Raw genomic sequence first — 21,614 nt, 5'->3', positions numbered from 1 at the left:
TTTTATCTATTTATTGCGATAATTCGATGGGTAATTTTGTTTTTTTAACAGCAATCTAGTTTTGAAAGATCTTGGTTTAAAAACTTTAGCATTATATCTTTCATCTTTGTCCAATTGTCCTTATGAATACAGTAGCAAACACTAGTGCCTTCAATATTTCCCTTTATTAAGCCTAAATGTTTTAGTTCTTTTAAATGTTGAGAAATGGTAGGTTGTGCCAGTCCTATTTCCTCTACTAAATCGCCACAAACACAAGCATCTATTTTAAATAAATGTTGTAGAATAGAAACTCTGGCAGGATGACCAAATACTTTTGCAAACAGTGCAATTTGGTTTTGTTCATCTGTAAACATTTCGGTTTTTGTTAGTCCCATTTCTTTATTTATTTGTTCATTGCAATATTACGATTAATAGTTTTTATTTCATAACATTTGCTTAAAAATATTTAATCGTTCAATTTTTTTTAAATAATTATATTGTTTTGGGGTTTTAAGCAGAAATTAGTTAGCTTATTTTAAAAACATGTTTCAGTTTTTTTTAGAATATGTATTGAAAAAATTATTGCTGCTGTTGGATTTGTTGGATAAGTTCTAAGTTTTGGCGATAGCTGTTACCTTCTGTCTTAGATTTTAAATGTGCAGGAAACACTAGGTCATCGTTTTCTTTTTTGCGATTGCTTACTTTTACTTTAACAAATAGTTTTTCTTTTACAGCACCCTTATATACGCCTTTAACAGGTGCACAATCGTTATAGTGCCTACCAACTGCAAGTTTTACGTGGTACTGGTTAGCAATAGAATTATTTGTTGGGTCAATTCCTAGCCATCCATAAAACGGAATATAAGCTTCAATCCAGGCATGGGTTGCGCCTTCACCACGAGAACCAGCATCATTGGGGCAAATATAGCCACTTACATATCGTGCTGGAATACCTAACATTCTTACCATTTGTAAAAGGATATTGGTAAAATCTTGACACACCCCAGCCTTTAGTTTCCAAACATGATCTAGTTTAGAGTCTACACTTGTAATACCTTGTATGTATTTAAAATTTGTGTAAATGTATTCACAAAACTCTAATACTATTCTGTAGGGTGAAAGTACCTCTAGGTTTTTAGACTTTATTAGCTCAAAAATTTCGTTTGTACCATCAAAGGTTTTGTATTTTAAAAAGTCTATAAATTCTGGTTTATGTGTTATTGTTTTTAAGAATTCCCATTGGGCTTTAACCGGTTTTGAGTCGTTAGGGTACATCTTTTCAGTGGTAATAACTTCTATTTCAGAAACTATAGATAGGTAATCGTGAGGCTCAATAAGCATAAACGAGCCCACGGTATTATTGTAAAAATCTATGCGTGTTGCTATTTGTGGGTTACTATTCACTTTTATGTTTTGAGATGTAACCTTTAAAAACTCATCTGCTATTGGGTATAGCATAATTTGGCTAGCACTATCTATTACAATATTAGTGTAGTTATACTTAGTAAGATGTTTAATATAAAATGTAGGCATTATCTATTATTAGTTAACGTTTGAAAAGTACACTGTATTTATGTTTAAAGAGATGTTTTTAATAGCTTCTTTAATCTCTTTAATGAAAACATCAAGACCTTGTTCGTTTATACTCTCAATAGTAGTGTATTTAATTGTACTTTCTAGTTTTCCAAGTAAAAAATCGATGTTATTTTTTTCAAGTTCGTTAGTTTCAATAAGTAAACTAATATGGCGGTTTAATTTATTTATACAATAATAGATAGACCTTGGAAATAACGTGTCTTGAAACACCATTGTAATTACGTGGTTTTCTTCAAATGAAGATTTGTATTTTTTTAAGTACAATTGGTATCCACCAATAGATAACAGCAGGTTTTTCCAATAAATGCTTCGTTCTAGGGTGTCGCTAGTTTTTGCAATTTCCATAAGTTTCATTGCTGTAAAATCTGTTATTTGAATAACGCGTTCTAGATATTTGCCCACATTCATAAAGTAGTAAGATGCGCCCCTTTCTTGGGTTACATCCATAAGCCCGTAATACCTTAAATGAAATGCTTGAAGATTATCTAAAAAAACAATAGGATCTTCTTCTTTTAATTTTTTAGGTAAGTTTTTATTAGTTAAAAAAAGGTAATAGTTATTTACACAAAGCCATAATTCTCTCGAAATATGCTCTTGCACACTACGTGCATTTTCTCTTGCTTTAGTAACGATGTTTAAGATGGAATTGGAATTATTTGTATTGAAGACCATAAAGTTAATACACTCTAGGGCATTTTCGGTACAATGTTCATCGTCATCACCAGCATAATTTTTAATTATTGGAGACCAAGAAAATAACTCTGGCGCGTCCTGGTTTGCGTAAAAATTTACCTTAAGTAAACTTAAAATACCATTTCCGCGTTCCATATATCTGTCTAACCAAATAAGGTTATTGGCAACTCTGCTTAACATAGCTTTATTTTATTTATTGTATCACCCACGTATCTTTACTGCCACCACCCTGCGAACTATTTACAACTAAGGAACCCTTTTTTAGCGCCACTCTAGTTAGGCCGCCGGGTGTTATATCTATGCCATCGCGCCCAGATAAGGCAAATGGCCTTAAATCTATGCAACGAGGTGATAGTTTTCCATCGATACAACATGGTGCGGTAGAGAGTCTTAAAATGGGTTGTGCTATAAAATTACTAGGATTTTTTTTAACAGTTTTAAGGTAGTCCTTAATCTCTTTTTCTGAAGCTTCATGCCCCATTAACATCCCATAACCACCACTACCATCAGTTTTTTTAATAACCATATCTTTAATATTTTCTACAACATGCTTAAATTCATCAGGTTTTGCTAATTGGTAGGTTTCAATGTTCTTTAAAATAGGTTCTTCGTTCAAATAGTATTTTATCATATTGGGTACAAAAATATAAATGGCTTTATCGTCAGCAATACCCGTACCTGGCGCGTTTACAATAACTACATTACCTTTTCTGTAAGACGCCATAATGCCAGCAACACCTAGTGAACTGGCGGCATTAAACTCTAAAGGATCTAAAAACTCGTCATCAACACGCCTGTATATAACATCAACACGTTTTAGCCCATTGGTGGTTTTCATATACACAAAATGGTCTTTTACAACTAAGTCTCTACCTTCAACCAATTCAATTCCCATAAGTCTTGCTAGGGTAGTGTGCTCATAATAAGCAGAATTGTAAATTCCGGGAGTTAGAAGAACAACGTTGGGGTTATTTTGGTCTGATAGTTCTTGAAGCTTTTTGTATAAAACATTTGGGTAGTTGGATACGCTTCTGATATTGTTTTCTGGCAGAATACCAGGAAATATGCGTTTAGATATTTCTCTGTTTTCAAGCATGTAACTAACTCCAGATGGCGTTCTTAAATTATCTTCTAATACGTAAAACTCACCATCATTATTTCTAATTAAATCTACTCCTGCAATGTGTACATAAATATCATGCGGTACTTTAACGCCTTTCATTTCTCTTAAAAAGTTAGGACAAGAGTAAATTAAATCGGCTGGTACTATACCGTCTCTAATAATAAACTGTTCATTATAAACATCTTTAATAAAAAGGTTTAAGGCAGTAATACGTTGTTTAATACCAAGATCTATTTTACGCCATTCTGTCGCTGTAAGAATTCTTGGAATTATATCAAAAGGAAATATTTTTTCAATACCTTCATTATCACTATAAACAGTAAAGGTTACACCTTGACTCATAAATAATTGTTTGGCAAGCTCTTCTTTTTTTAGAAGTGTATTAGAAGAAGTTCTCTTTAAAAAAGCAGTTATTTTTTCATATTGCTTTCTTACCTCAATATTTTGGTTGTACATCTCGTCCCAAGTATTCTTTAGTTGGGTATAGGACGAAAACAAATGGTTATTCGTCATAAGCAATTCTATCTATATATTTTGGTATAAAATTGAATAATATTTAATCAATTTAGGTATTTAAAAACAATAAATTATAACTTTTCTGTTTTTGTTGAATATTTTTCATGAATTATGTAAAAACCTTGTCTTATATTGTGTTCTGTTCATTTTGTGATATTTAAAAATGAAGTCTTTTTAAAGAATTAAAAAAAATTTATGTTTAGGGGCAACCATTTTTGTGAAGTTTGCGTCTTTATAAATAGAAAGCTAAATGAAATCTTTTTTGAAAGTTATACAACTGCATAAAAACGAAAGCGTATTAATAAAAAAAGCGATTAAAAATAATCGTGAAGCGCAACATGTTTTGTTTGAAATGCACGCGCCAAAAATGTTAAGTGTTTGTAGATACTACATTAAAGATATGCAACAGGCTGAAGAAGCGATGTTGAACGGTTTTTTTAAGGTGTTTAAAAATCTAAAAACATTTAAAAATGAGGGGAGTTTTGAAGGCTGGATAAGACGTATTATGATTAGGGAATCTATCTCTTATCTGAGGCAAAAAAAAAGTATTGATATTTTATGCGATGAAGATGTAAGTACTAGCGCCCAAAGTAATAATATACAAACTAATTTAGAGATTAGCGAGATACAAAGCCTTATAGACAGCTTGCCCGAAGGTTACCGAATGGTATTTGTAATGTATGCTATTGAAGGGTATAAACATGATGAAATTGCTGAACTTTTAAAGATAAGCACAGGAACCTCAAAATCGCAACTGTTTAAAGCAAGAAAAATGCTGCAAGAACAAATTAAGACATTAAATAAAACAAGCTATGGCACCAATTAAATATGAAAATGATTTTAAGGAAAAGCTAGAAAAGCGCACCATAGCACCATCAAAAGGTGCTTGGGATAAGTTATCTAGCAGGCTAAGTGCCGAAGAGCGCACCTCAAGTAATAAGGGGTTGTGGTGGTTAGGTATTGCGGCGAGTGTTGTTGGAATTTTATTGGTGGTATCTCAATGGTTAAATAGTGGTAAAGACATTAATAATAGGCAAATTGTAGATACTAAAAATACCATTGAAAACCCAGAGAAGAACTCAGCTTCAAAAGCGGGTAGTACTTTAGAATCGGTAACGGCCGTAGCGCAAGAAACTACAAATAAAAATGATGTAAAAAATACTGGAGAAAGTAATTTGGTAATAGATAAAGCCAATTTAAATTCAACTAGCAAATCTGTACAACTGGCTACAGAACAAACAACACAAAAAATTAGGGAGGAAAAAGATGTTGTGCAACCAAAGCGTATTGAAATTACGTCGTTTGAAACCGAAAAAGCCCAAGAGGTTGCAGATGCCATATATGCCCTTAGTGAAACAGAATCGGGTGTTTCTAATGCATCTATCGATTCGCTTTTAAAAGCAGCACAAAAAGATATTTTGTTAAGCAGAATGAAGAACGAAGATAAAACGCTTGTAGATGCAGCTTTACTACTTCAAGAAGTTGAGTTTGAGTTAGATCAGTCTTTTAGGGATAAAGTATTTAAGGCATTAAAAGACAGTTATGGTTCTGTTAAAACAGCTATTGCGCAGCGTAACGATTAATAACATCTAAAAAATAGTAATCTTTTAAAAAATCATCAATCATTTATAAATCAAATCATTAATCAAAAAAAACGAACAGTTATGCAAACAATTACAAAGTATTTAGTACTATTAATTTTAAGTTTAAATGCGCACTTAATCAACGCGCAAGACAGTATACCTAAAGCAGTAAATTCCACCGAAATTAATAAGCTAAAACAAGCTATTGCTAAAGTAGAAGCCGAAGAAAAAGCGTATTTAAAAGCTGAAGTAGAAGCTATAGACCTAAGGTTAAAGAACGGTGAGATTACCCAAGAAGAGGCACAAGACCTTAAAATGGAAATGGCAAAAAAACGCGCTTTGAACATAGAAAACAGAACCGCGATCTTAACCAATAAAATTGCGCTTTTAGAACGTAATGAAAAAGGATATGCCGAAGATAACGACAACGAAAGCATTATACGTATAGGTGGCGATGACGATGACGATAGCTTTATTTTTATAGGTAAAAAGAAAGACGATAAGCCAAAGTATAGAAAGTTTGATAGACGTACTAAAAGCGATTTTGTACTAGCATTTGGTTTAAATAATGCCATTATTGAAGGTGAAAGTTTAGACGATTCACCCTATAAAATTGGGGGTTCCCGTTTTTTTGAAATGGGGTGGGCATGGAAATACCGCGTGTTTAAAAACTCAAACTTTATGAGATTAAAGTATGGCGTGTCGTTACATATTAATGGATTAAAACCAGACGATAACCAGTATTTTGTTAGAAATGGAGACCAAACGGTATTAGAAACGTTTCCAGAAAACTTAAGAAAATCTAAACTATCGGTGTCTAACTTAGTATTTCCTGTACATTTTGAATTTGGACCATCTAAAAAAATAGACAGAGATACCTATTTTAGATATTCTACAAAAAACCAGTTTAAGATTGGTGTTGGTGGATACGCAGGTTTTAACATTGGCACTCGACAAAAATTAAAATACGATTTAGATGGCGAGCGTATTAAGGACAAGCAAAAGCGAGGTTTAAATACCAGCGATTTGGTTTACGGTATTAGTACTTATGTTGCTATTGGTGATACGGCGCTGTACCTTAAATACGATTTATCTCCCATTTTTAAAGATCAAATAGTGGACCAAAACAATATATCTATAGGTGTGCGTTTTGATATGGATTAATCGTAATTTGAGTTAGTAACTATAAGCTCCCAAACGGGGGCTTTTTTTATTTTAGACAAAACGGTTTTTAGTTAAAAAGTATTCCCTTTGCTTGCACATTGAAATCTATTAATTTTTTTTTCACTATGTATTTTAAATTATAAGTTTACCAAGTTTAAATCCAAGTACACCAACTAAAATACGCAAGGCTTAATTCCTATGGGGCTAGCCCTAGTGGAATTAAAAACAAAATAATTAATGTAATTTAGCAAAACTAAGCAGTTCTAATTAATGGAAGCTTACATTTCGGTCGGAATATTTTTAGATAATTCGGAATTGTCTTTTTCTTGTTTACAACTTATAATAAATGAACCAATTGTGATAAATGATATTATTGTATATCCCAATTTTCTATTCATAAACGTTTTCTTTAATTACTACTAACTTCAAAACAAGAGCAACAACATTTCTTAAATTTAAAATTATTACTATTCTTTTAAATTTTTCTAGTGCTCTGCCGTTCAATTAAACTGGTTTTTATCACCTTGGTCTCGAAGGGTTTGTTTTGGTCTTCGTTTTCAATGCGGTCTATTAATAGTTTTGCTGCGGTTTCCCCAATATATTTTCCATGTTGGCTAATTGCAGAAATAGAGGGTGTAAGGTGCTGTAGCATTTTTCCGTTGGTAAAACAAGCAATAGACATGTCTTCTGGAATGTTGTATTGCATATGTTTTATAATTTGTAATGCATTAACCGCAGAGCTTTCTTCTAAACATAACAATCCGTCAATTGTTTTATCGGCTAGTGTAATTTTTAATACCGTATCGAAATCTTCATGCTTGCCTATGCGCACAATAAGTTTTTCTTCAACAGGTATTTTAAATTCTTGTAATGCTTTTTTATAGCCTTGTACTCGTAGTTTTCCAACGCTTAAGTTATCTATTACAGATATTAAAGCTACGCGCTTACAGCCTGTTTGTATAAGATGTTTTGTAGCGTGGTATGCGCCTTCTAAATCGTTTACAACTACCTTGTCGCAATTTATTTCTTCTGAAACCCTATCGAACATTACCACGGGTACACCTTCGTTTATAGCGTTTTTTAAATGTGCGTATTTTTGTTTTACTTGGGTTTCTTCTGCAAGGGATATAAGAATACCATCTAAGGTATCGCTTTTTAAAAGCTCCATGGTTTTTACTTCTTTTTCGTAAGATTCATTAGAGATGCATGAGATTAAATGATACCCGTGCTCGTTTGCTTTTGCCTCAATGCCTACAAAAACCTTTGCAAAAAAACTGTTCATAATATTGGGTATAATTACACCAATGGTTTTTGTTTTTTTGTGTAGAAGACTAAGGTCTATACTTTTAGATTTGTAGTTGTTTGCTCTGGCGTAGGCTACAATCTTCTCTTTTGTACTTGTGCTAATTTCGTAACTATCACTCAATGCCTTAGATACTGTAGCAATAGAAACACCAAAGGTGTTTGCGATGTGTTTAAGTGTGATGCGTTTTGGCATTAATACTTAGAGTGTTTATTATTGGTAATGTAATTAAAAGTAAAAATAGATAATTTCAATTTTACAAGCGTGTTTTAAACAAAAAATCCCCTCAACATCAAATGTTCGGAAATTTTATATGAAGTTGGTGGGGTACGAGGTAAAGTACATATTGTATTAGTGAATTTTAAATAAAACTTCTGAAATCAAATAACTACGATATTTAAAACGAGGACCAATATTGTATGCGGTATAAATAATTAATTGTTTTCTATTTTTTTTGCTTCTTTTTGTTCTTGTCGCTCTAATTTTTTAAAATAACCTCGAGTTAAAAAGTTGTGCTTTAAGGCTTCCATATTTTCGTTAAACTTTTCTGTGCCTTCATTTATATGTTTTAACGTAGACTTTAAATTATTAACTAAACTAGTATCATTTACTATATAATTATATGCTCCTTCACTTGTATTAAAACCTTCAACTACGGTATTAATGTTTGCTAAGGCATATGTTATTTCTTCGCTTGATAATTCTAGATTTTGTATAATAGATTTTACCTTGTTGCCAGAGATTGTATCGTGTATTAACATGCCTAAAACCGTATTGTCGTTTGTTTTTAAATGGGTAATCATATTATTTAACGCTTCAATAGATTTAGAGGCGCCTTTACTGGCTGTTTTTAAATTTATTACAGAGTGTTTTAAATCTTTTGCCATAACGGTATCGTTTAGCAATACCCCTAAAGTTCCTTTGCCCTCTGTTATTGCATTGGTTATTTTAAGTAAATCTGAAGTTAAAATAGCTGCGTTTTCAGAACTTACACTTAGTGTGCTTAGTATATCGTCTGCACCAATTTTACTATAAGATTCAATGCTATCTCCATTTGCAATGGGTGTAGCGCTACGTTTTCCAGGAACAATATTTACAATCATATTACCTACTAAACCATCGGAACCAATAGTGGCAATGGCATCTTTTTTTATGTGAGTAATTATTTTTTCATCAATGCTCATAGTTACTTTTATTGTGGAATCATTTAGCATTACAATATCCTTTACGGTACCTATATCTATTCCAGAATAGCGTACATTATTTCCCCTTTGTAGCCCATTTACATTTTGAAAATAAGAACTTATTGTAAAGGTCTTTTTAAACATATCTTGACGCTGCCCAATAAGATAAATACCAACTACAAACAAAATAGTTGCCAAAATAACAAAAGTACCTAATTGTAATTTCTGCGAGTTTGAGTTTTTCATTTTATTTGTTTTTTTAGTTTGTAGCTTAAAATTTTATTGTTTAAAAAACGCCTTTACCTTAGGGTCTTGTGAGGTAGAAAGTTCTTTAAATGTGCCAACAGCGTAATCTATCCCATCAATAAGTAATATCATTCTGTCTGAAATAACTCGGGCACAATCAACATCGTGAGTAATTATTAATGATGAGGTATTGTATTTTTTCTGTACTTCCTGCATTAGTATAATAATTTCTTTTGCAGTTATGGGGTCTAACCCGCTAGTTGGTTCGTCGTACAATATTATTTTTGGTTGCAAGATAAGTGTTCTTGCCAGTGCTACACGACGTTTCATGCCGCCAGATAATTCGTCGGGCATTAGGTTAATGGCGCTTACAAGACCAACATTTTCTAAAGCTTCAATTACTAGTTTTTCGGTATCAACAGTTTTGTTAAATTTTTTAATGTGGCGTCTTAAAGGAAACTCTAAATTTTCTCTTACGGTCATAGAATCGTACAAAGCGCTACCTTGAAACAAAAATCCAATATCGGCTCTCAAAATATCCAATGCTTCTTGATTTAATTTCGTAATGTCGTTTTGCATTACAGAAATAGTGCCACTATCGGCCTCCATTAAACCTACTAAGCATTTTATCATCACCGACTTTCCGGAGCCAGATTTTCCCATAATTACAAGGTTTTCACCTTGGTGTAGTAGCATGTTAAATCCGTTAAGCACATGGTTGTCACCAAAACTTTTATGTAGGTCTTTTATTTCTAGAACCACTTTTGTGTTTGCTATGTTAGTATTGTTATAATTCATAAAAAATATCAGCAATTAATACAGCAATAAAATCTATTATAAATAATAGTAAGGATGTGAAAACCACAGCAGAATTTGCCGCTTTACCAACACCAGCAGTACCTTTTTTACAGTAATACCCTTTAAAACATCCTACTAGCCCAATAGCTAATCCAAAAAAGAAGGTTTTAATAGTTGCGGGAAGCATATCGCTATACTCTAAAGAGTTAAAAACCTGATTAAAATATAACATAAAGGATACATTTCCTTTGGTATTTTCAACAAGATAAGATCCAAATAAGGCCACGGCATCTGCAACAATTACCAATAAAGGTAACATAAGTGTAGCTGCCAAAACACGTGTAACAACTAAATATTTAAAAGGATTTGTTCCAGAAACTTCCATAGCATCAATTTGTTCTGTAACACGCATAGAGCCTAACTCTGCTCCAATACCAGAGCCTATTCTCCCTGCGCAAACCAACGCTGTTATAATAGGGCCAATTTCTCTAACTATAGAGATACTTACCATAGAAGGCATCCAAGATACCGCGCCAAACTCCATTAAAGTAGGACGCGTTTGTAATGTTAATACCAACCCAATTATAAAGCCTGTAATACCAACTAGTAAAAGAGAACGATTGCCCATATTGTAACACTGTCGTAAAAATTCCTTGAACTCAAACGGACGCTTAAATGCATTCTTAAAAAAACGGGAAGTGAAGTAAGATAACGCTCCAATTTCTATTAAAAAGGAGTTGAGTTTACTTTTTATGTTTCCAATTACAAGCATAATCAACTAACAAGATATATTAATATGGGTAATTAAGAAATGATAAAAATCATTTAGTGAGACTGATGAAAATCATTTTAAAAATGGGAGTAGCTATTTAAATTTGAAAGCACTAATTTTTATAAGCTATGAGAGTTGGTTTGGTATTATCTGGTGGAGGCGTAAGAGGTGTTTCCCATGTTGGGGTTATAAAGGCTTTAGAAGAGCACAACATTATCCCTACCCATATTACGGGTTCTAGTGCCGGTGCCATTGTAGGTGCATTATACGCTTACGGTTACAATTACAAGGAGATTTTAAGATTTTTTGAAACTATTCAAATATTTGATATAAAAAAGTATGCACTTGGAAAACCTGGTTTTATTGATGCTGAAAAGTTTTATCCAGAGTTTAAAAGTTATTTAAAAGAAGATAGTTTTAATGCGCTACACAAATTATTAACTATTACAGCAACTGATATTTTAAACGGAAACCTTAAAACTTTTAGTTCTGGTGAATTAATAAAGCCAATACTAGCCTCTGCTGCAATTCCTGGTGTATTTGCTCCAGTTAAAATTAAAAATTCTTACTATGTTGATGGAGGTACATTAAATAATTTTCCTATTGAATCTCTAAAACCCGGTTGCAATATTATTATTGGAAGTTATGCCAATTGGGTAGATGCCATTACTATAAAAGAGCTAAAGCATTCACATCATGTTGTTGAAAGAGCTCTTAAGTTAAGGGCTCTTAAAGATGATTACTCAAAATTTAAAGGTTGCGATTTAATGATACTGCCTAAAGCGCTAAGTAAGTTTGGCACCTTTGATAAAAAATACCTAAACACAATTTTCAACATTGGTTATAATGCGACTAAGGAAGCACTTTCTAAAAGTGATTTGATCGCAATAGAGCATTCCCTTAAGAGCTAGATTAAAGGTATAAACACAACTTCTGTGTTAAACAAGTGTTTAGCTAAATATTAAAGTATAAAAAAGATAGAATACTGACAAATATCATTTCAAAAAACGAAGGTATAAACTAGATTTGTTTAGTTAAATTACTAGTGTTATGAAAACTATTTTATATGCCACAGATTGTACCGTAAATGATATTGCTTCGTTAAAATATGCCTATCGTTTTAGTACGATAATGAAAGCAGATTTACATATTGTACACGTATACGAATTTCCACCAATTGCGAATGCAACCCTACATGCCCCAGGGTTACTTAAAAAAAGAATGCATATCGAAAAGACTAAACTGGTAGAAAACTTTTGCAAGGTTAATTTAAAACACGAATTTCAACAAAAACCTGTTACCACTCACGTAATTGAAAGTGGCTCGGTATCGGAGAGTATTCAACGTCTTTCTAATGTGTTAATGCCAGATTTAGTGATTATTGGGATGAAAGATCACCACAGTACCAGAGAATTTTTTTCTGGTAATATTGCAAATGCATTGTTAGATACTATTGAAATGCCATTGCTAATTGTTCCTAATGGTATGATATATAATACAATTTCTACAATAGTTTATGCTACAGATTTTGAAGAATACGATATTTTATCGCTACAAAAACTTGCTGAAATTGCTAGCCCTTTTTCTGCACTAATAGAGGTGATACATGTTTATAAAACCGATGAGCGTCCTGCAAAAGTTTTAATGGAAGCTTTTAAAAAGCGGTTATTGCAAAAAACATCATATCCAGAAATAACATTTAAAACAATAGCATCTACTAACATAAAATCTGGACTCTTAAGTATTGTAAATTGGGAAAACGCCAATGTGTTGGCCATGTTAGAGCGTAAGCACGATTGGAATCTGGCAAATTTATTTCATAAAGATTTAGTAAAAGAAATAGAAAGTGAGATTTCTATCCCGCTACTAGTTTTTAATAAACGTAGTATAGAATCTAAAAAGGCGTTTGTACCAACTAATGAGGTGATATTTGCGTATTAGTCTGTATTTAAACTTTAAAACAAAAATCCCGTAAACTTTTAAGTTTCGGGATTTTTTTTGTGAATGCCTTAACTGAAAAAAGAAATTATTTAATGCGTTAATATTCATTTGGTTCAGGTTAATAAAAAATAAGATAAATATTAACTTGAGAGTCAATATATAAAACAAATCCGTTGTGAATTTTGAACTAAAACATAAAAACTGTCGCCAGTTAAAGTGATTTTCATCCCGAAAGCTTTCGGGAGTAAAATTGTATCGAGAACTATTTACACATTAAAATCCTGCATCTCCATACAAATTTTTCATTTTCAATAAAAAACACACTCTAAGAGACGAATTTCATCAAAATACACAACGCATAAAAACAAATACTATGGACTATTATTTTAACACCACATTAAAAGATGATTTTAACACGGGCATTAATAAAGTAACAGAAGCCTTAAAGGCAGAAGGTTTTGGCGTTTTAACCGAAATTGATATTAAGGCGACTTTAAAGAAAAAGTTAGATGTTAATTTCAATAACTATAAAATATTAGGGGCTTGTAATCCGCCTTATGCCCACAAAGCGCTTCTGGCCGAAAATAAAATTGGTACCATGTTGCCATGTAATGTTATTGTACAAGAGTTAGATTCTGGCGATATAGAGGTTTCGGCTGTAAACCCAATGGCCTCTATGCAAGCAGTAGAAAATGAAGCTTTAAAAGAAATTGCCGAGGACATTACCAATAAGCTAAAAGCGGTTATAAATAGGTTGTAAACTCGCGATAAATAAATTTAAAAGAAACAAATTATGGACAATTTTTTAAACCAATGGGCAGAAGCAGCATATACTAGCGCTGGTTTTTTCTGGATGGCACTTTGGGCATTTATATTGGGTTATATTATTAGCAGCATGATTCAAATTTTTGTAACCGAAAAACGAATGCAAAAAACCATGGGAACTCACGAAGGAAAAAGTGTGCTTTTGGGTACTTTTTTTGGGTTTATAAGTAGTTCATGTAGTTTCTCAGCCCTTGCAAGCGCAAAATCACTTTTTAAAAAAGGCGCAAGCTTTGTGTCTTCAATAGCTTTTTTATTGGCATCTACTAATTTGGTTGTAGAACTAGGAATTATTATTTCCATTTTTCTAGGATGGCAATTTGTAGTTGGCGAATATGTTGGTGGCCTATTGCTTATTGCTATTTGTTGGATTCTTATCCGCATAATAAACCCTAAAAAGCTCATAAAAAAAGCGCGTACAAATCTTGAAAGTGAAAATGAAGATGATACCATGGATAAAAAGGATTGGAAACAGCAAATCCAAAATGAGAATAGTTGGGCGCGTGTTGCTAAAAAATACAAAATGGAATGGCAAATGGTTTGGAAAGATGTTACCGTTGGTTTTACCATTGCAGGAGTTGTGGCCGCTTTTGTTCCCGATTCATTTTTTCAAACTTTATTTATAAATAGTGGCAATGGTAACACCGATTTTACTTTTTTAGAGGTTTTAGAGCACATCGTTGTGGGGCCAGTGGCTGCATTTTTAACCTTTATAGGCTCTATGGGCAACATTCCGTTGGCAGCTTTATTGTTTGGTAAAGGTGTGAGTTTTGCAGGTGTTATGGCATTTATTTTTAGCGATTTGGTAGTGTTTCCTGTGTTGCGTATCAATGCCAAATATTATGGTTGGAAAATGTCTCTGTTTATATTGTTTTTGCTATTTACCGCTTTAATTTGTACTTCGCTCGCATTGCATTATGCTTTTGATTTGTTTAGCCTTTTGCCAGATCCGTCACAGGTTAAAATTCAAGATAGCGACTACTTCAAAATTAATTACACGTTTGTTTTAAACCTTGTTTTTTTAGCTATTTCGGCGTATTTGGTGTATTTGGGATTTTTCAAAAAAAAAGATGTTGAACATAACATGAGCGAAATGGCGCCAAAAAGCAAGTTGCTAGAATCTATTTTAAAATATGTGGCTTTTATCTGTTATGCTTGGTTATTGGGAGGGTTAATTTTAAAGCTATTTATGTAAAACGATAAAACAAACCTATTTTATAAATGGGATTGACTAACGGCATTTACAAAATCCTACTATGTGGAAAGTACCATAATTTATTATTTAATTCAGTAAACAATGAAAACATTATACACGATACTTCTTTTATTCCTAACGTCAATCGTATTTGCCCAAGTAGGGACAAATGGCGAGGACAGGAACGAAGAAGGAAGAAATATAAAAGAGTATAACCTCACTATAGAAGAACATGAAATGACACTTGCTGGTGTTACCGCAAAAGGTATGACTATCAATGGTAGTATTCCTGGGCCAGTTTTAGAATTTAATGAAGGAGACCTAGCTATAATTAATGTTACAAACAAAATGGATGAAGAAACCTCTGTGCATTGGCACGGATTAATTCTTCCTAATTTTTATGATGGAGTGCCCTATTTAACAACGCCACCAATTAAACCTGATACAACTTTCCAATATCGAATTCCTATCAATCAATCGGGTACGTATTGGTATCATTCCCATACAATGTTGCAAGAGCAAAAAGGAGTTTATGGCTCAATTGTTATTCACCCTAAAGAAAAAACCTTGGAATATGATACCGATTTAGTTGTAGTGCTTTCTGATTGGACAAATGAAAAGCCAATGAATGTACTACGAAACCTTAAACGTGGAAACGAATGGTATCAGGTTAAAAAAGGGACAGCCGTACCATTAAGCAGAGTTATAAAAGAAGGTGCATTAGGGGCGCAATTTAAATTTTGGCGCGATAGAATGGAAGGCGCAGATATTGCGGATATTTATTATCCTGCCTTTCTGTCTAATGGTAAAAAAATGGCGGAATATCCAGAGTTTAAACCTGGAGAAAAAATAAGGCTGCGTTTTATCAATGCATCTGCTTCATCTTATTATTGGTTGGATTTTGGAGCAGGTAATCCAACAATCGTATCGAGCGATGGTGTCGATGTCACACCAGTTAATAAAAGCAGGTTTCTCTTTGGAATAGCAGAAACCTATGACGTAATAGTGACTATTCCTAACGGTACATTGGAAGTTATAGCAACAGCGCAAGATGGCTCTGGCAGTACATCAATTCGTTTAGGGAGTGGCAAACTTTTTCCTGCAACTGTAATAGACAGACCAGACAAAGTGGCCATGATGAAGCAAATGGCTAAAATGGATATGAAAATGGGAGCACCTGCAATAGCTGGAAGTCAAAAGAAAAATACGCCTAAAGCTTTAATGAAAAGGTATGGAATGCAGATGGATATGAAAGATGGCAAGATGAATATGGATATGAATAATAAGATGTCAATGAATGGTGGTAAGATGGATAACCAAGCGAGTATGAAGATGAAAATGGATGACCATATGAAACATAATATGTCTATGATGCCAAAAGACAGTACATCGTTTGGTTATAATACGCGTAGAACCTATTTCAACTATGATTTTTTGAAGGCAAAAGAAAGTACAGCGTTTAAAAAAGACGTTTCTGTAAACAAACTATTGCTTAATCTAACAGGTAATATGCAACGCTATGTGTGGAGTATTAATGGTGTACCATTATCAGAAACCGATAAGATTAAAATTAAAGGTGGAGAGGTTACCAGAATAACCTTAAATAACTTAACAATGATGCACCATCCAATGCATCTTCACGGTCATTATTTTAGGGTTATTAATGAAAATGGAGAGCGTTCGCCATTAAAACATACCGTTAATGTGCCACCAATGCAAAAAGTGATTATTGAATTTTATAACGAAGAATATGGCGATTGGTTTTTTCATTGTCATGTATTATATCATATGATGGGTGGTATGGCAAGAGTGTTTAGTTATGATACACCACGAGATGAAAGAATGGAGCCCTATCCAGTTCAAAAACTCATTGATGAAACGAATCATTATTATTCTTGGGGAAGAGTTCGTGCAGGATCAAATTTCACAGAATTAAACCTTATTTCCAGTAATATTAGAAATGAATTTGGCTTGCGTGCCGAATTTGACTATAACCAAAATGCTGAAGTAGAAGTAAATTATAACCGATACTTAAATGATTGGGTGTGCGTGTATGCAGGCGTAAACACAGAAACATCAAGGCCAAATTCTTATGATACGTTTAATACCGTAGGATTAGTTGGTGTTAAATACTTCACACCTTATAGATTTAATGTAGATGTGAGTATGGATCATCAATTGCGCCCAAGAATCCGTTTAGACAGAGAGTTTTTGCTTTTTCCAAGACTTTTTATAGAAGGCGAATATGAATACAGAGCAGATTTTGGATGGGTCAATGATTTAGAAAATAACAATTCATATGAAGGTGAAACCCAATGGTTAGTCGGAGCTTCCTATATCTTATCACGAAATTTTTCAATTCAAGGTAACTACAACAACCGATATGGTTGGGGTGGCGGACTTTTAATAAGATTTTAATTTAAAGAATAAACAATGAAACACACATATCGCATATACTGAATGAACTGAAATAGCTGTAAGGCTTCTGTAGAAAATATTTAAGTGAAATAAATCACGTATTAGAAGTTACTGTTAATCTTGAAGAAAGATAAGCAAAAAGTGAAAATGGATAAACATATTTCAACTGATATATTACAAAAGGCATTGTCAGAAAAGTATAGCTTATGTAAAAAGAAAGAGAAAAAAGAGATATTGCATGTCCTTTATGTTGTTCCTGTAAAAACAAAAAATCCCGTAAACATTACTGTTTCGGGATTTTTTTGTGGTACCTCCAGTACCACAATATATTATTCAGTGAGATTTGATAAATTTCTACAACATCTTTAATATCAGTTAATATAAGGTTTTTGAACGTAACTAAATTTAGTTAACCTATTTAAATTTAAAAATGTTGTCCCTAATGTTGTCCCTTTTAATTATCTTTGTAGAAAGATTTCATCTATGATTCAATCCAGACGAACAAAAGGAGCTGCACCAGTATTTAGACTTAAAGCATCCACCAAACCAGAGAAACCAATATTCCTTGATTATTCATATGGGAGAAAGAAGCGTTTTAAGTATTCTATCGGTTATTCAGTCAATCCAGATTATTGGATTGGAGATAAAGGTAAGGTTAAAAATGTACGTGCTGTTACTAATGCAAAAATGATAAATGATAGAATTGATGATTTAACTCGAAAACTTAAAGAGTTTGTTGAAGATTGTGATTCTAACCAAATTCCTCTAACAAATCCCATAATAAAAGCTTGTTTGGATGATTTTAGAAATGAAAATGAGGCTGTTTTAGATAATGAAGAGAAAGAAATAACAACATTGATTGCCTTTGTGAAAAATTATATTATTCAAAAGGAGAAAGAACTGCCAAAGGCATCTAACGGATATAAGAATAATACAATAAAGTCCTATGAGCAGACTTTAGAGCATTTGAGAGGTTATGAGAGAGAGAATAAATGTATTTTGGATTTTGATTTAGATAATGAGTTCTATTCTGACTTTACTGAGTATATGAATGCTAAGACCTATCAGTTTAATAAAAAGGAGGTAAAGCATTATTCGCTCAACACTATTGGGAAACAAATCAAGAATCTGAAAGTTTTTATGGGAGCAGCTTTGGTGGAAGATTACCATTCCAACTTAAAATATAAAAGATTTAAGGTAAAGACAGAAATAACAACCGCTATTTATTTAGAAATAGTGGAGTTAAAAAGTATGTATGAATTAGATTTGAGAGCTACACCTCATTTAGAGTTAGCTAGAGATATATTTCTTATTGGGTGCGAGATTGGTCAACGTATCAGTGATTATCATAATCTGCAAGCACATGAAATTGTACCTCATGAAAATGAGAGGTACATTAAGATTAAGCAAGAAAAAACCAAAAAAGAAGTGCTGTGTAAAATTACACCTGTAATTGAGGCTATTATGAATCAAAGGTATGGAGGTAATTTGCCTCCAAAAATCACAGAACAAAAGCTCAATGATTATATCAAGATAGTTGGTGAAAAAGCTGAAATTAATTCACAGATTAAGGTTGAAATTACTAGAGGAGGGAAGCGTAAAGTTAACCATATACCTAAATATCAATTAATACAAGGGCATTCGGCACGCCGAACCTTCTGTACATTGAAATATAAAGCTGGTGTACCAGTACATTCAATTCTAGAGCTGTCTGGGCATTCTACACTGAAGGAGTTCATGAAATATATTCGTAACCCTAAAGTAGAACGTGTTTCGCAAATAACGTCAACAGATGCTTTTCAGGTTTCATCTATTCCTGTATAAAAACTTCAAAAAATTATAAACTTTAATAACCAAGGGAGGGCTAAACATTAGTCCTTTTTTTATCACTTTTTCTGAGGCAGACATGCTAACTAGAAGAATTAACAAAATTTAACACGTAAAAACCTTCGTTATTTTTATTGAATTAACTAATTCATTGCCCAAATGTTAAAAAGGTTAGATTAGTTAATCTAAAAACCATATTAGTTAATTTAATTTAGGATTTAAACTTCTGAAAAACAAGTTGTTACATAATTTTATATCATTTGAATTAACTAATTTAAGTTGTTGATAGTCAATATGTTAAAGTTGATAGTAAAATTGTATAAAAATGCAAAAAGTGCTAAATCGAAGTACTGAATTTGATGCGCATTATAAATTCTATTTCGGTTCAGAAAATCTGAGCTATTTGTTCAACTTTTAAAAATTAAATCTTATGAGTAATAAGAAACATATTTTTCAAATGACTACAGAGGAGTTTTTTGAAGTATTTAGAAAAGAGATTTTATCTATTATAGAGATGAAGGAATCTATTGTCCAAAACAAAGTAAAAGATGGTAAGGACTATTACACTAGAGAAGAGGCTAAAGACCTTCTTAAAATTTCTTATGCCACATTATGGAAGTATAACAAAGACGGTGTTTTACGAGCTACAAAAATAGGTAGCAGAGTGTATTACAAAAGAAAGGATATAGATGATGCAATGGAAGGAGGTTGTTATGTTTAATCACTTTAAAAACGTAAAAAGTCCACATGTTTTGGGAGTGATAGAAATAGAAGAGTTTTTGGAGAGTATTGTCAACCCTAACTCGAAAGTTTTGGACGCAATCCTTAGAGCAAGAGAAATATACCAGTATAAAGGTAAAGAACAGTATAACATTATTAAAACTACTGAATTACCATGCTACACTCTTAACTTTTGTTACAATAAGTACAAGAAGGACTCAAACATAAAAGAACCGTCTGGTTACATTTATATTGACATAGATGATAATACCAAAATTAATTTAACTAATAAGCTAATATGTGCCTCATGGAGGTCATTATCTAATACTGGGATGGGTATATTGGTAAAAGTGAATGAACTAAGCTTAAATAACTTTAAATCGACTTATATGGCTATATCCAATGCATTAAACATTTACTCCGATACTGATGCAGGTAAAGCATCTCAATTTAATGCACAAAGCTATGACCCAAATCTATACTATAATGAAAATTCTATAATATGGGATACCAATACGACTAATGATGGTATTGGTAAAAACACCCCCATTACGTATTCATACAAAATAGAGAAAGAGAAGGATGTGAACGAATTGGGTGTAAATTTAAGATATGACAATTTGGGGGATATTGAATTTAACAATCAGCCATTCTTGGTTTTTGAGAATGAAAAACTACCATATGCATCTTTTTATATTCCAAGTAGAATTTATAAGGGTTCTCGGAATAATATTATTTCATTACTTGCTTATCAGAGCTATGCTTTAAATCCTTTACAAACAGAAGAAAGATTTAGAGGTTTTATTTATAGAATTAATAGAAGTAGATGCGATATACCACTTCCAGACAAAGAAGTAGAAATCATCATTCAGAGAACTTTGAATCATAAGGATATTCAGCCAATTCTGAACAAAGAACGAAGGATTGTTTTTAATCCAGAAATTAAACTATCAAAAAAAGCTAAGCACAAAGTGATAGGTTCTGTAGTTGGTAAGATTAAAAGCAAGAATTCCATTAAGAAAATAGAGAAAGGAATTAATGACTGGGATTCAAAAGTTGACGGTAAAATATCTCAATTGAGATTAGCAAAGAAACTCAATATGAGTAAAAACACGATTAATAAATATTATCATCTATTTGATGAAAAAACCAAAAGCTTAAAAACTGCTTACAAAGCTCTTAGTAAGAGCCAATAAAAAACTTCAAAGCATCAGGAACGCTTCAATGTGTGCCAACCGAGTAAGGGTCAATCCACGGTGGCTTAGTATGCGGACAGTCGTCAAAAATATTAGACTAATCCAAACATATAGATTCTTGGTGTTTTGAAATATAAAAGAATTATAAACCTTTAAATATTTTAAAATGACAAAAGATGAATTAATTTTTGAATTAACAGCAACACTTAATAATGTTATTGACTTTGTTGAAAATAATGAAGAAAAAGCCAAAGAAATCTATTCTAAAAGCCAACTAAATTCTATCGGTGAAATTTGGTTTAGTACTGACGATTTAAATGAAGCCACTTTTGAGGAGCTTGAAGAATGGTATAAGGAGCTTGAGGAAATGTCTTTTATGTACTAAATAATCAATTTGAGAGAGGTAAGAAGGGTAACTTGAATTAGTAAATAACTATATTTTTAATAAAGGAAAGCAAAGCTATTTACCATACTAAACTTTAATATTTGAGTTGCCTTTCTTGCCCTTTATTATACTGTTCCAAGCATTATAGGTGGA

At 32.4% G+C, this 21,614-nt stretch carries 20 protein-coding genes and 1 riboswitch; of the genes, 12 read left to right on the top strand and 8 right to left on the bottom strand.

The features are described 5' to 3' along the window. Positions 1-44: 44 nt before the first annotated feature. The 4 genes from CLV33_RS00840 to CLV33_RS00825 all read right to left on the bottom strand — a co-directional run bounded on the left by CLV33_RS00840 (position 45) and on the right by CLV33_RS00825 (position 3,904). Complete coding sequence (locus CLV33_RS00840) at positions 45-374, bottom strand: ArsR/SmtB family transcription factor (protein WP_042246215.1); 330 nt, start codon at positions 372-374, stop codon at positions 45-47. 184 nt (positions 375-558) lie between these two features. Next, positions 559-1,512, bottom strand: a complete 954-nt coding sequence (locus CLV33_RS00835; protein WP_105472307.1) for a transglutaminase family protein — start codon at positions 1,510-1,512, stop codon at positions 559-561. Positions 1,513-1,521: 9 nt separating this feature from the next. Further along, positions 1,522-2,448, bottom strand: a complete 927-nt coding sequence (locus CLV33_RS00830) for an alpha-E domain-containing protein (protein WP_042246209.1) — start codon at positions 2,446-2,448, stop codon at positions 1,522-1,524. A 13-nt stretch (positions 2,449-2,461) separates the two neighbouring features. Further along, positions 2,462-3,904, bottom strand: coding sequence for a circularly permuted type 2 ATP-grasp protein (locus CLV33_RS00825; RefSeq protein WP_105472306.1), 1,443 nt, complete (start codon positions 3,902-3,904; stop codon positions 2,462-2,464). A 253-nt stretch (positions 3,905-4,157) separates the two neighbouring features. Here CLV33_RS00825 and CLV33_RS00820 point away from each other — a divergent pair, with 253 nt between their 5' ends. The 3 genes from CLV33_RS00820 to CLV33_RS00810 all read left to right on the top strand — a co-directional run bounded on the left by CLV33_RS00820 (position 4,158) and on the right by CLV33_RS00810 (position 6,654). Beyond that, on the top strand, positions 4,158-4,733 hold the full coding sequence (locus tag CLV33_RS00820; RefSeq protein ID WP_244906361.1) for an RNA polymerase sigma factor: 576 nt from the start codon (positions 4,158-4,160) through the stop codon (positions 4,731-4,733). Beyond that, positions 4,720-5,490: a hypothetical protein gene (locus CLV33_RS00815; RefSeq protein WP_105472305.1), complete on the top strand. Its 771-nt coding sequence runs from the start codon at positions 4,720-4,722 to the stop codon at positions 5,488-5,490. Before CLV33_RS00820 ends, CLV33_RS00815 begins: the two co-directional genes overlap by 14 nt. Before the next feature lie 81 nt (positions 5,491-5,571). Beyond that, the gene (locus tag CLV33_RS00810; RefSeq protein ID WP_105472304.1) at positions 5,572-6,654 is read left to right on the top strand and encodes a hypothetical protein; all 1,083 of its coding nucleotides are present in this window, start codon (positions 5,572-5,574) and stop codon (positions 6,652-6,654) included. Between the two features lie 475 nt (positions 6,655-7,129). Here the strand turns inward: CLV33_RS00810 and CLV33_RS00805 are convergent, their stop codons facing one another. The 4 genes from CLV33_RS00805 to CLV33_RS00790 form a co-directional block, all read right to left on the bottom strand. Beyond that, positions 7,130-8,152, bottom strand: a complete 1,023-nt coding sequence (locus CLV33_RS00805) for a LacI family DNA-binding transcriptional regulator (protein ID WP_105472303.1) — start codon at positions 8,150-8,152, stop codon at positions 7,130-7,132. 239 nt (positions 8,153-8,391) lie between these two features. After that, the gene (locus CLV33_RS00800; RefSeq protein WP_105472302.1) at positions 8,392-9,387 is read right to left on the bottom strand and encodes an MlaD family protein; all 996 of its coding nucleotides are present in this window, start codon (positions 9,385-9,387) and stop codon (positions 8,392-8,394) included. Between the two features lie 33 nt (positions 9,388-9,420). Then, positions 9,421-10,185, bottom strand: coding sequence for an ABC transporter ATP-binding protein (locus tag CLV33_RS00795; RefSeq protein WP_105472301.1), 765 nt, complete (start codon positions 10,183-10,185; stop codon positions 9,421-9,423). Then, entirely contained in the window at positions 10,175-10,957 is a 783-nt protein-coding gene (locus CLV33_RS00790) for an MlaE family ABC transporter permease (protein ID WP_042246200.1), read from the bottom strand. The genes CLV33_RS00795 and CLV33_RS00790 overlap by 11 nt, the downstream gene beginning before the upstream one ends. A 128-nt stretch (positions 10,958-11,085) precedes the next feature. On the opposite strand from CLV33_RS00790, the gene CLV33_RS00785 reads away from it, so the two are divergent. The 9 genes from CLV33_RS00785 to CLV33_RS00740 all read left to right on the top strand — a co-directional run bounded on the left by CLV33_RS00785 (position 11,086) and on the right by CLV33_RS00740 (position 21,461). Then, complete coding sequence (locus CLV33_RS00785) at positions 11,086-11,868, top strand: patatin-like phospholipase family protein (RefSeq protein ID WP_105472300.1); 783 nt, start codon at positions 11,086-11,088, stop codon at positions 11,866-11,868. Between the two features lie 139 nt (positions 11,869-12,007). Beyond that, entirely contained in the window at positions 12,008-12,898 is an 891-nt protein-coding gene (locus CLV33_RS00780) for a universal stress protein (RefSeq protein WP_105472299.1), read from the top strand. 373 nt (positions 12,899-13,271) lie between these two features. Then, complete coding sequence (locus tag CLV33_RS00775; protein ID WP_105472298.1) at positions 13,272-13,658, top strand: DUF302 domain-containing protein; 387 nt, start codon at positions 13,272-13,274, stop codon at positions 13,656-13,658. Positions 13,659-13,691: 33 nt separating this feature from the next. Beyond that, positions 13,692-14,915: a permease gene (locus tag CLV33_RS00770; RefSeq protein ID WP_105472297.1), complete on the top strand. Its 1,224-nt coding sequence runs from the start codon at positions 13,692-13,694 to the stop codon at positions 14,913-14,915. Between the two features lie 102 nt (positions 14,916-15,017). Next, entirely contained in the window at positions 15,018-17,333 is a 2,316-nt protein-coding gene (locus CLV33_RS00765; RefSeq protein WP_105472296.1) for a multicopper oxidase domain-containing protein, read from the top strand. 483 nt (positions 17,334-17,816) lie between these two features. After that, positions 17,817-19,157: a phage integrase SAM-like domain-containing protein gene (locus CLV33_RS00755; RefSeq protein ID WP_105472294.1), complete on the top strand. Its 1,341-nt coding sequence runs from the start codon at positions 17,817-17,819 to the stop codon at positions 19,155-19,157. A 433-nt stretch (positions 19,158-19,590) separates the two neighbouring features. After that, on the top strand, positions 19,591-19,881 hold the full coding sequence (locus tag CLV33_RS00750; RefSeq protein WP_211297523.1) for a helix-turn-helix domain-containing protein: 291 nt from the start codon (positions 19,591-19,593) through the stop codon (positions 19,879-19,881). A gap of 31 nt (positions 19,882-19,912) precedes the next feature. Beyond that, positions 19,913-21,076, top strand: coding sequence for a hypothetical protein (locus CLV33_RS00745; RefSeq protein ID WP_146109696.1), 1,164 nt, complete (start codon positions 19,913-19,915; stop codon positions 21,074-21,076). A gap of 6 nt (positions 21,077-21,082) precedes the next feature. After that, positions 21,083-21,177: riboswitch (SAM-I-IV-variant riboswitch) on the top strand. Positions 21,178-21,242: 65 nt separating this feature from the next. After that, complete coding sequence (locus tag CLV33_RS00740) at positions 21,243-21,461, top strand: hypothetical protein (RefSeq protein WP_105472292.1); 219 nt, start codon at positions 21,243-21,245, stop codon at positions 21,459-21,461. The last annotated feature ends 153 nt before the right edge of the window (positions 21,462-21,614 follow it).

The organism is Jejuia pallidilutea (genome assembly GCF_002973595.1).
Lineage (GTDB): Bacteria > Bacteroidota > Bacteroidia > Flavobacteriales > Flavobacteriaceae > Jejuia > Jejuia pallidilutea.
The sequence above is the reverse complement of the archived record's forward strand: the minus strand, read 5'-3'. Positions and strand labels throughout refer to the sequence as shown.

Excerpts from the sequence above, each read along its gene's own strand:
- CLV33_RS00840 (WP_042246215.1), bottom strand. The coding sequence starts at position 374 with ATGGGACTAACAAAAACCGAAATGTTTACAGATGAACAAAACCAAATT.
- CLV33_RS00835 (WP_105472307.1), bottom strand. The coding sequence starts at position 1,512 with ATGCCTACATTTTATATTAAACATCTTACTAAGTATAACTACACTAAT.
- CLV33_RS00830 (WP_042246209.1), bottom strand. The coding sequence starts at position 2,448 with ATGTTAAGCAGAGTTGCCAATAACCTTATTTGGTTAGACAGATATATG.
- CLV33_RS00825 (WP_105472306.1), bottom strand. The coding sequence starts at position 3,904 with ATGACGAATAACCATTTGTTTTCGTCCTATACCCAACTAAAGAATACT.
- CLV33_RS00820 (WP_244906361.1), top strand. The coding sequence starts at position 4,158 with ATGAAATCTTTTTTGAAAGTTATACAACTGCATAAAAACGAAAGCGTA.
- CLV33_RS00815 (WP_105472305.1), top strand. The coding sequence starts at position 4,720 with ATGGCACCAATTAAATATGAAAATGATTTTAAGGAAAAGCTAGAAAAG.
- CLV33_RS00810 (WP_105472304.1), top strand. The coding sequence starts at position 5,572 with ATGCAAACAATTACAAAGTATTTAGTACTATTAATTTTAAGTTTAAAT.
- CLV33_RS00805 (WP_105472303.1), bottom strand. The coding sequence starts at position 8,152 with ATGCCAAAACGCATCACACTTAAACACATCGCAAACACCTTTGGTGTT.
- CLV33_RS00800 (WP_105472302.1), bottom strand. The coding sequence starts at position 9,387 with ATGAAAAACTCAAACTCGCAGAAATTACAATTAGGTACTTTTGTTATT.
- CLV33_RS00795 (WP_105472301.1), bottom strand. The coding sequence starts at position 10,185 with ATGAATTATAACAATACTAACATAGCAAACACAAAAGTGGTTCTAGAA.
- CLV33_RS00790 (WP_042246200.1), bottom strand. The coding sequence starts at position 10,957 with ATGCTTGTAATTGGAAACATAAAAAGTAAACTCAACTCCTTTTTAATA.
- CLV33_RS00785 (WP_105472300.1), top strand. The coding sequence starts at position 11,086 with ATGAGAGTTGGTTTGGTATTATCTGGTGGAGGCGTAAGAGGTGTTTCC.
- CLV33_RS00780 (WP_105472299.1), top strand. The coding sequence starts at position 12,008 with ATGAAAACTATTTTATATGCCACAGATTGTACCGTAAATGATATTGCT.
- CLV33_RS00775 (WP_105472298.1), top strand. The coding sequence starts at position 13,272 with ATGGACTATTATTTTAACACCACATTAAAAGATGATTTTAACACGGGC.
- CLV33_RS00770 (WP_105472297.1), top strand. The coding sequence starts at position 13,692 with ATGGACAATTTTTTAAACCAATGGGCAGAAGCAGCATATACTAGCGCT.
- CLV33_RS00765 (WP_105472296.1), top strand. The coding sequence starts at position 15,018 with ATGAAAACATTATACACGATACTTCTTTTATTCCTAACGTCAATCGTA.
- CLV33_RS00755 (WP_105472294.1), top strand. The coding sequence starts at position 17,817 with ATGATTCAATCCAGACGAACAAAAGGAGCTGCACCAGTATTTAGACTT.
- CLV33_RS00750 (WP_211297523.1), top strand. The coding sequence starts at position 19,591 with ATGAGTAATAAGAAACATATTTTTCAAATGACTACAGAGGAGTTTTTT.
- CLV33_RS00740 (WP_105472292.1), top strand. The coding sequence starts at position 21,243 with ATGACAAAAGATGAATTAATTTTTGAATTAACAGCAACACTTAATAAT.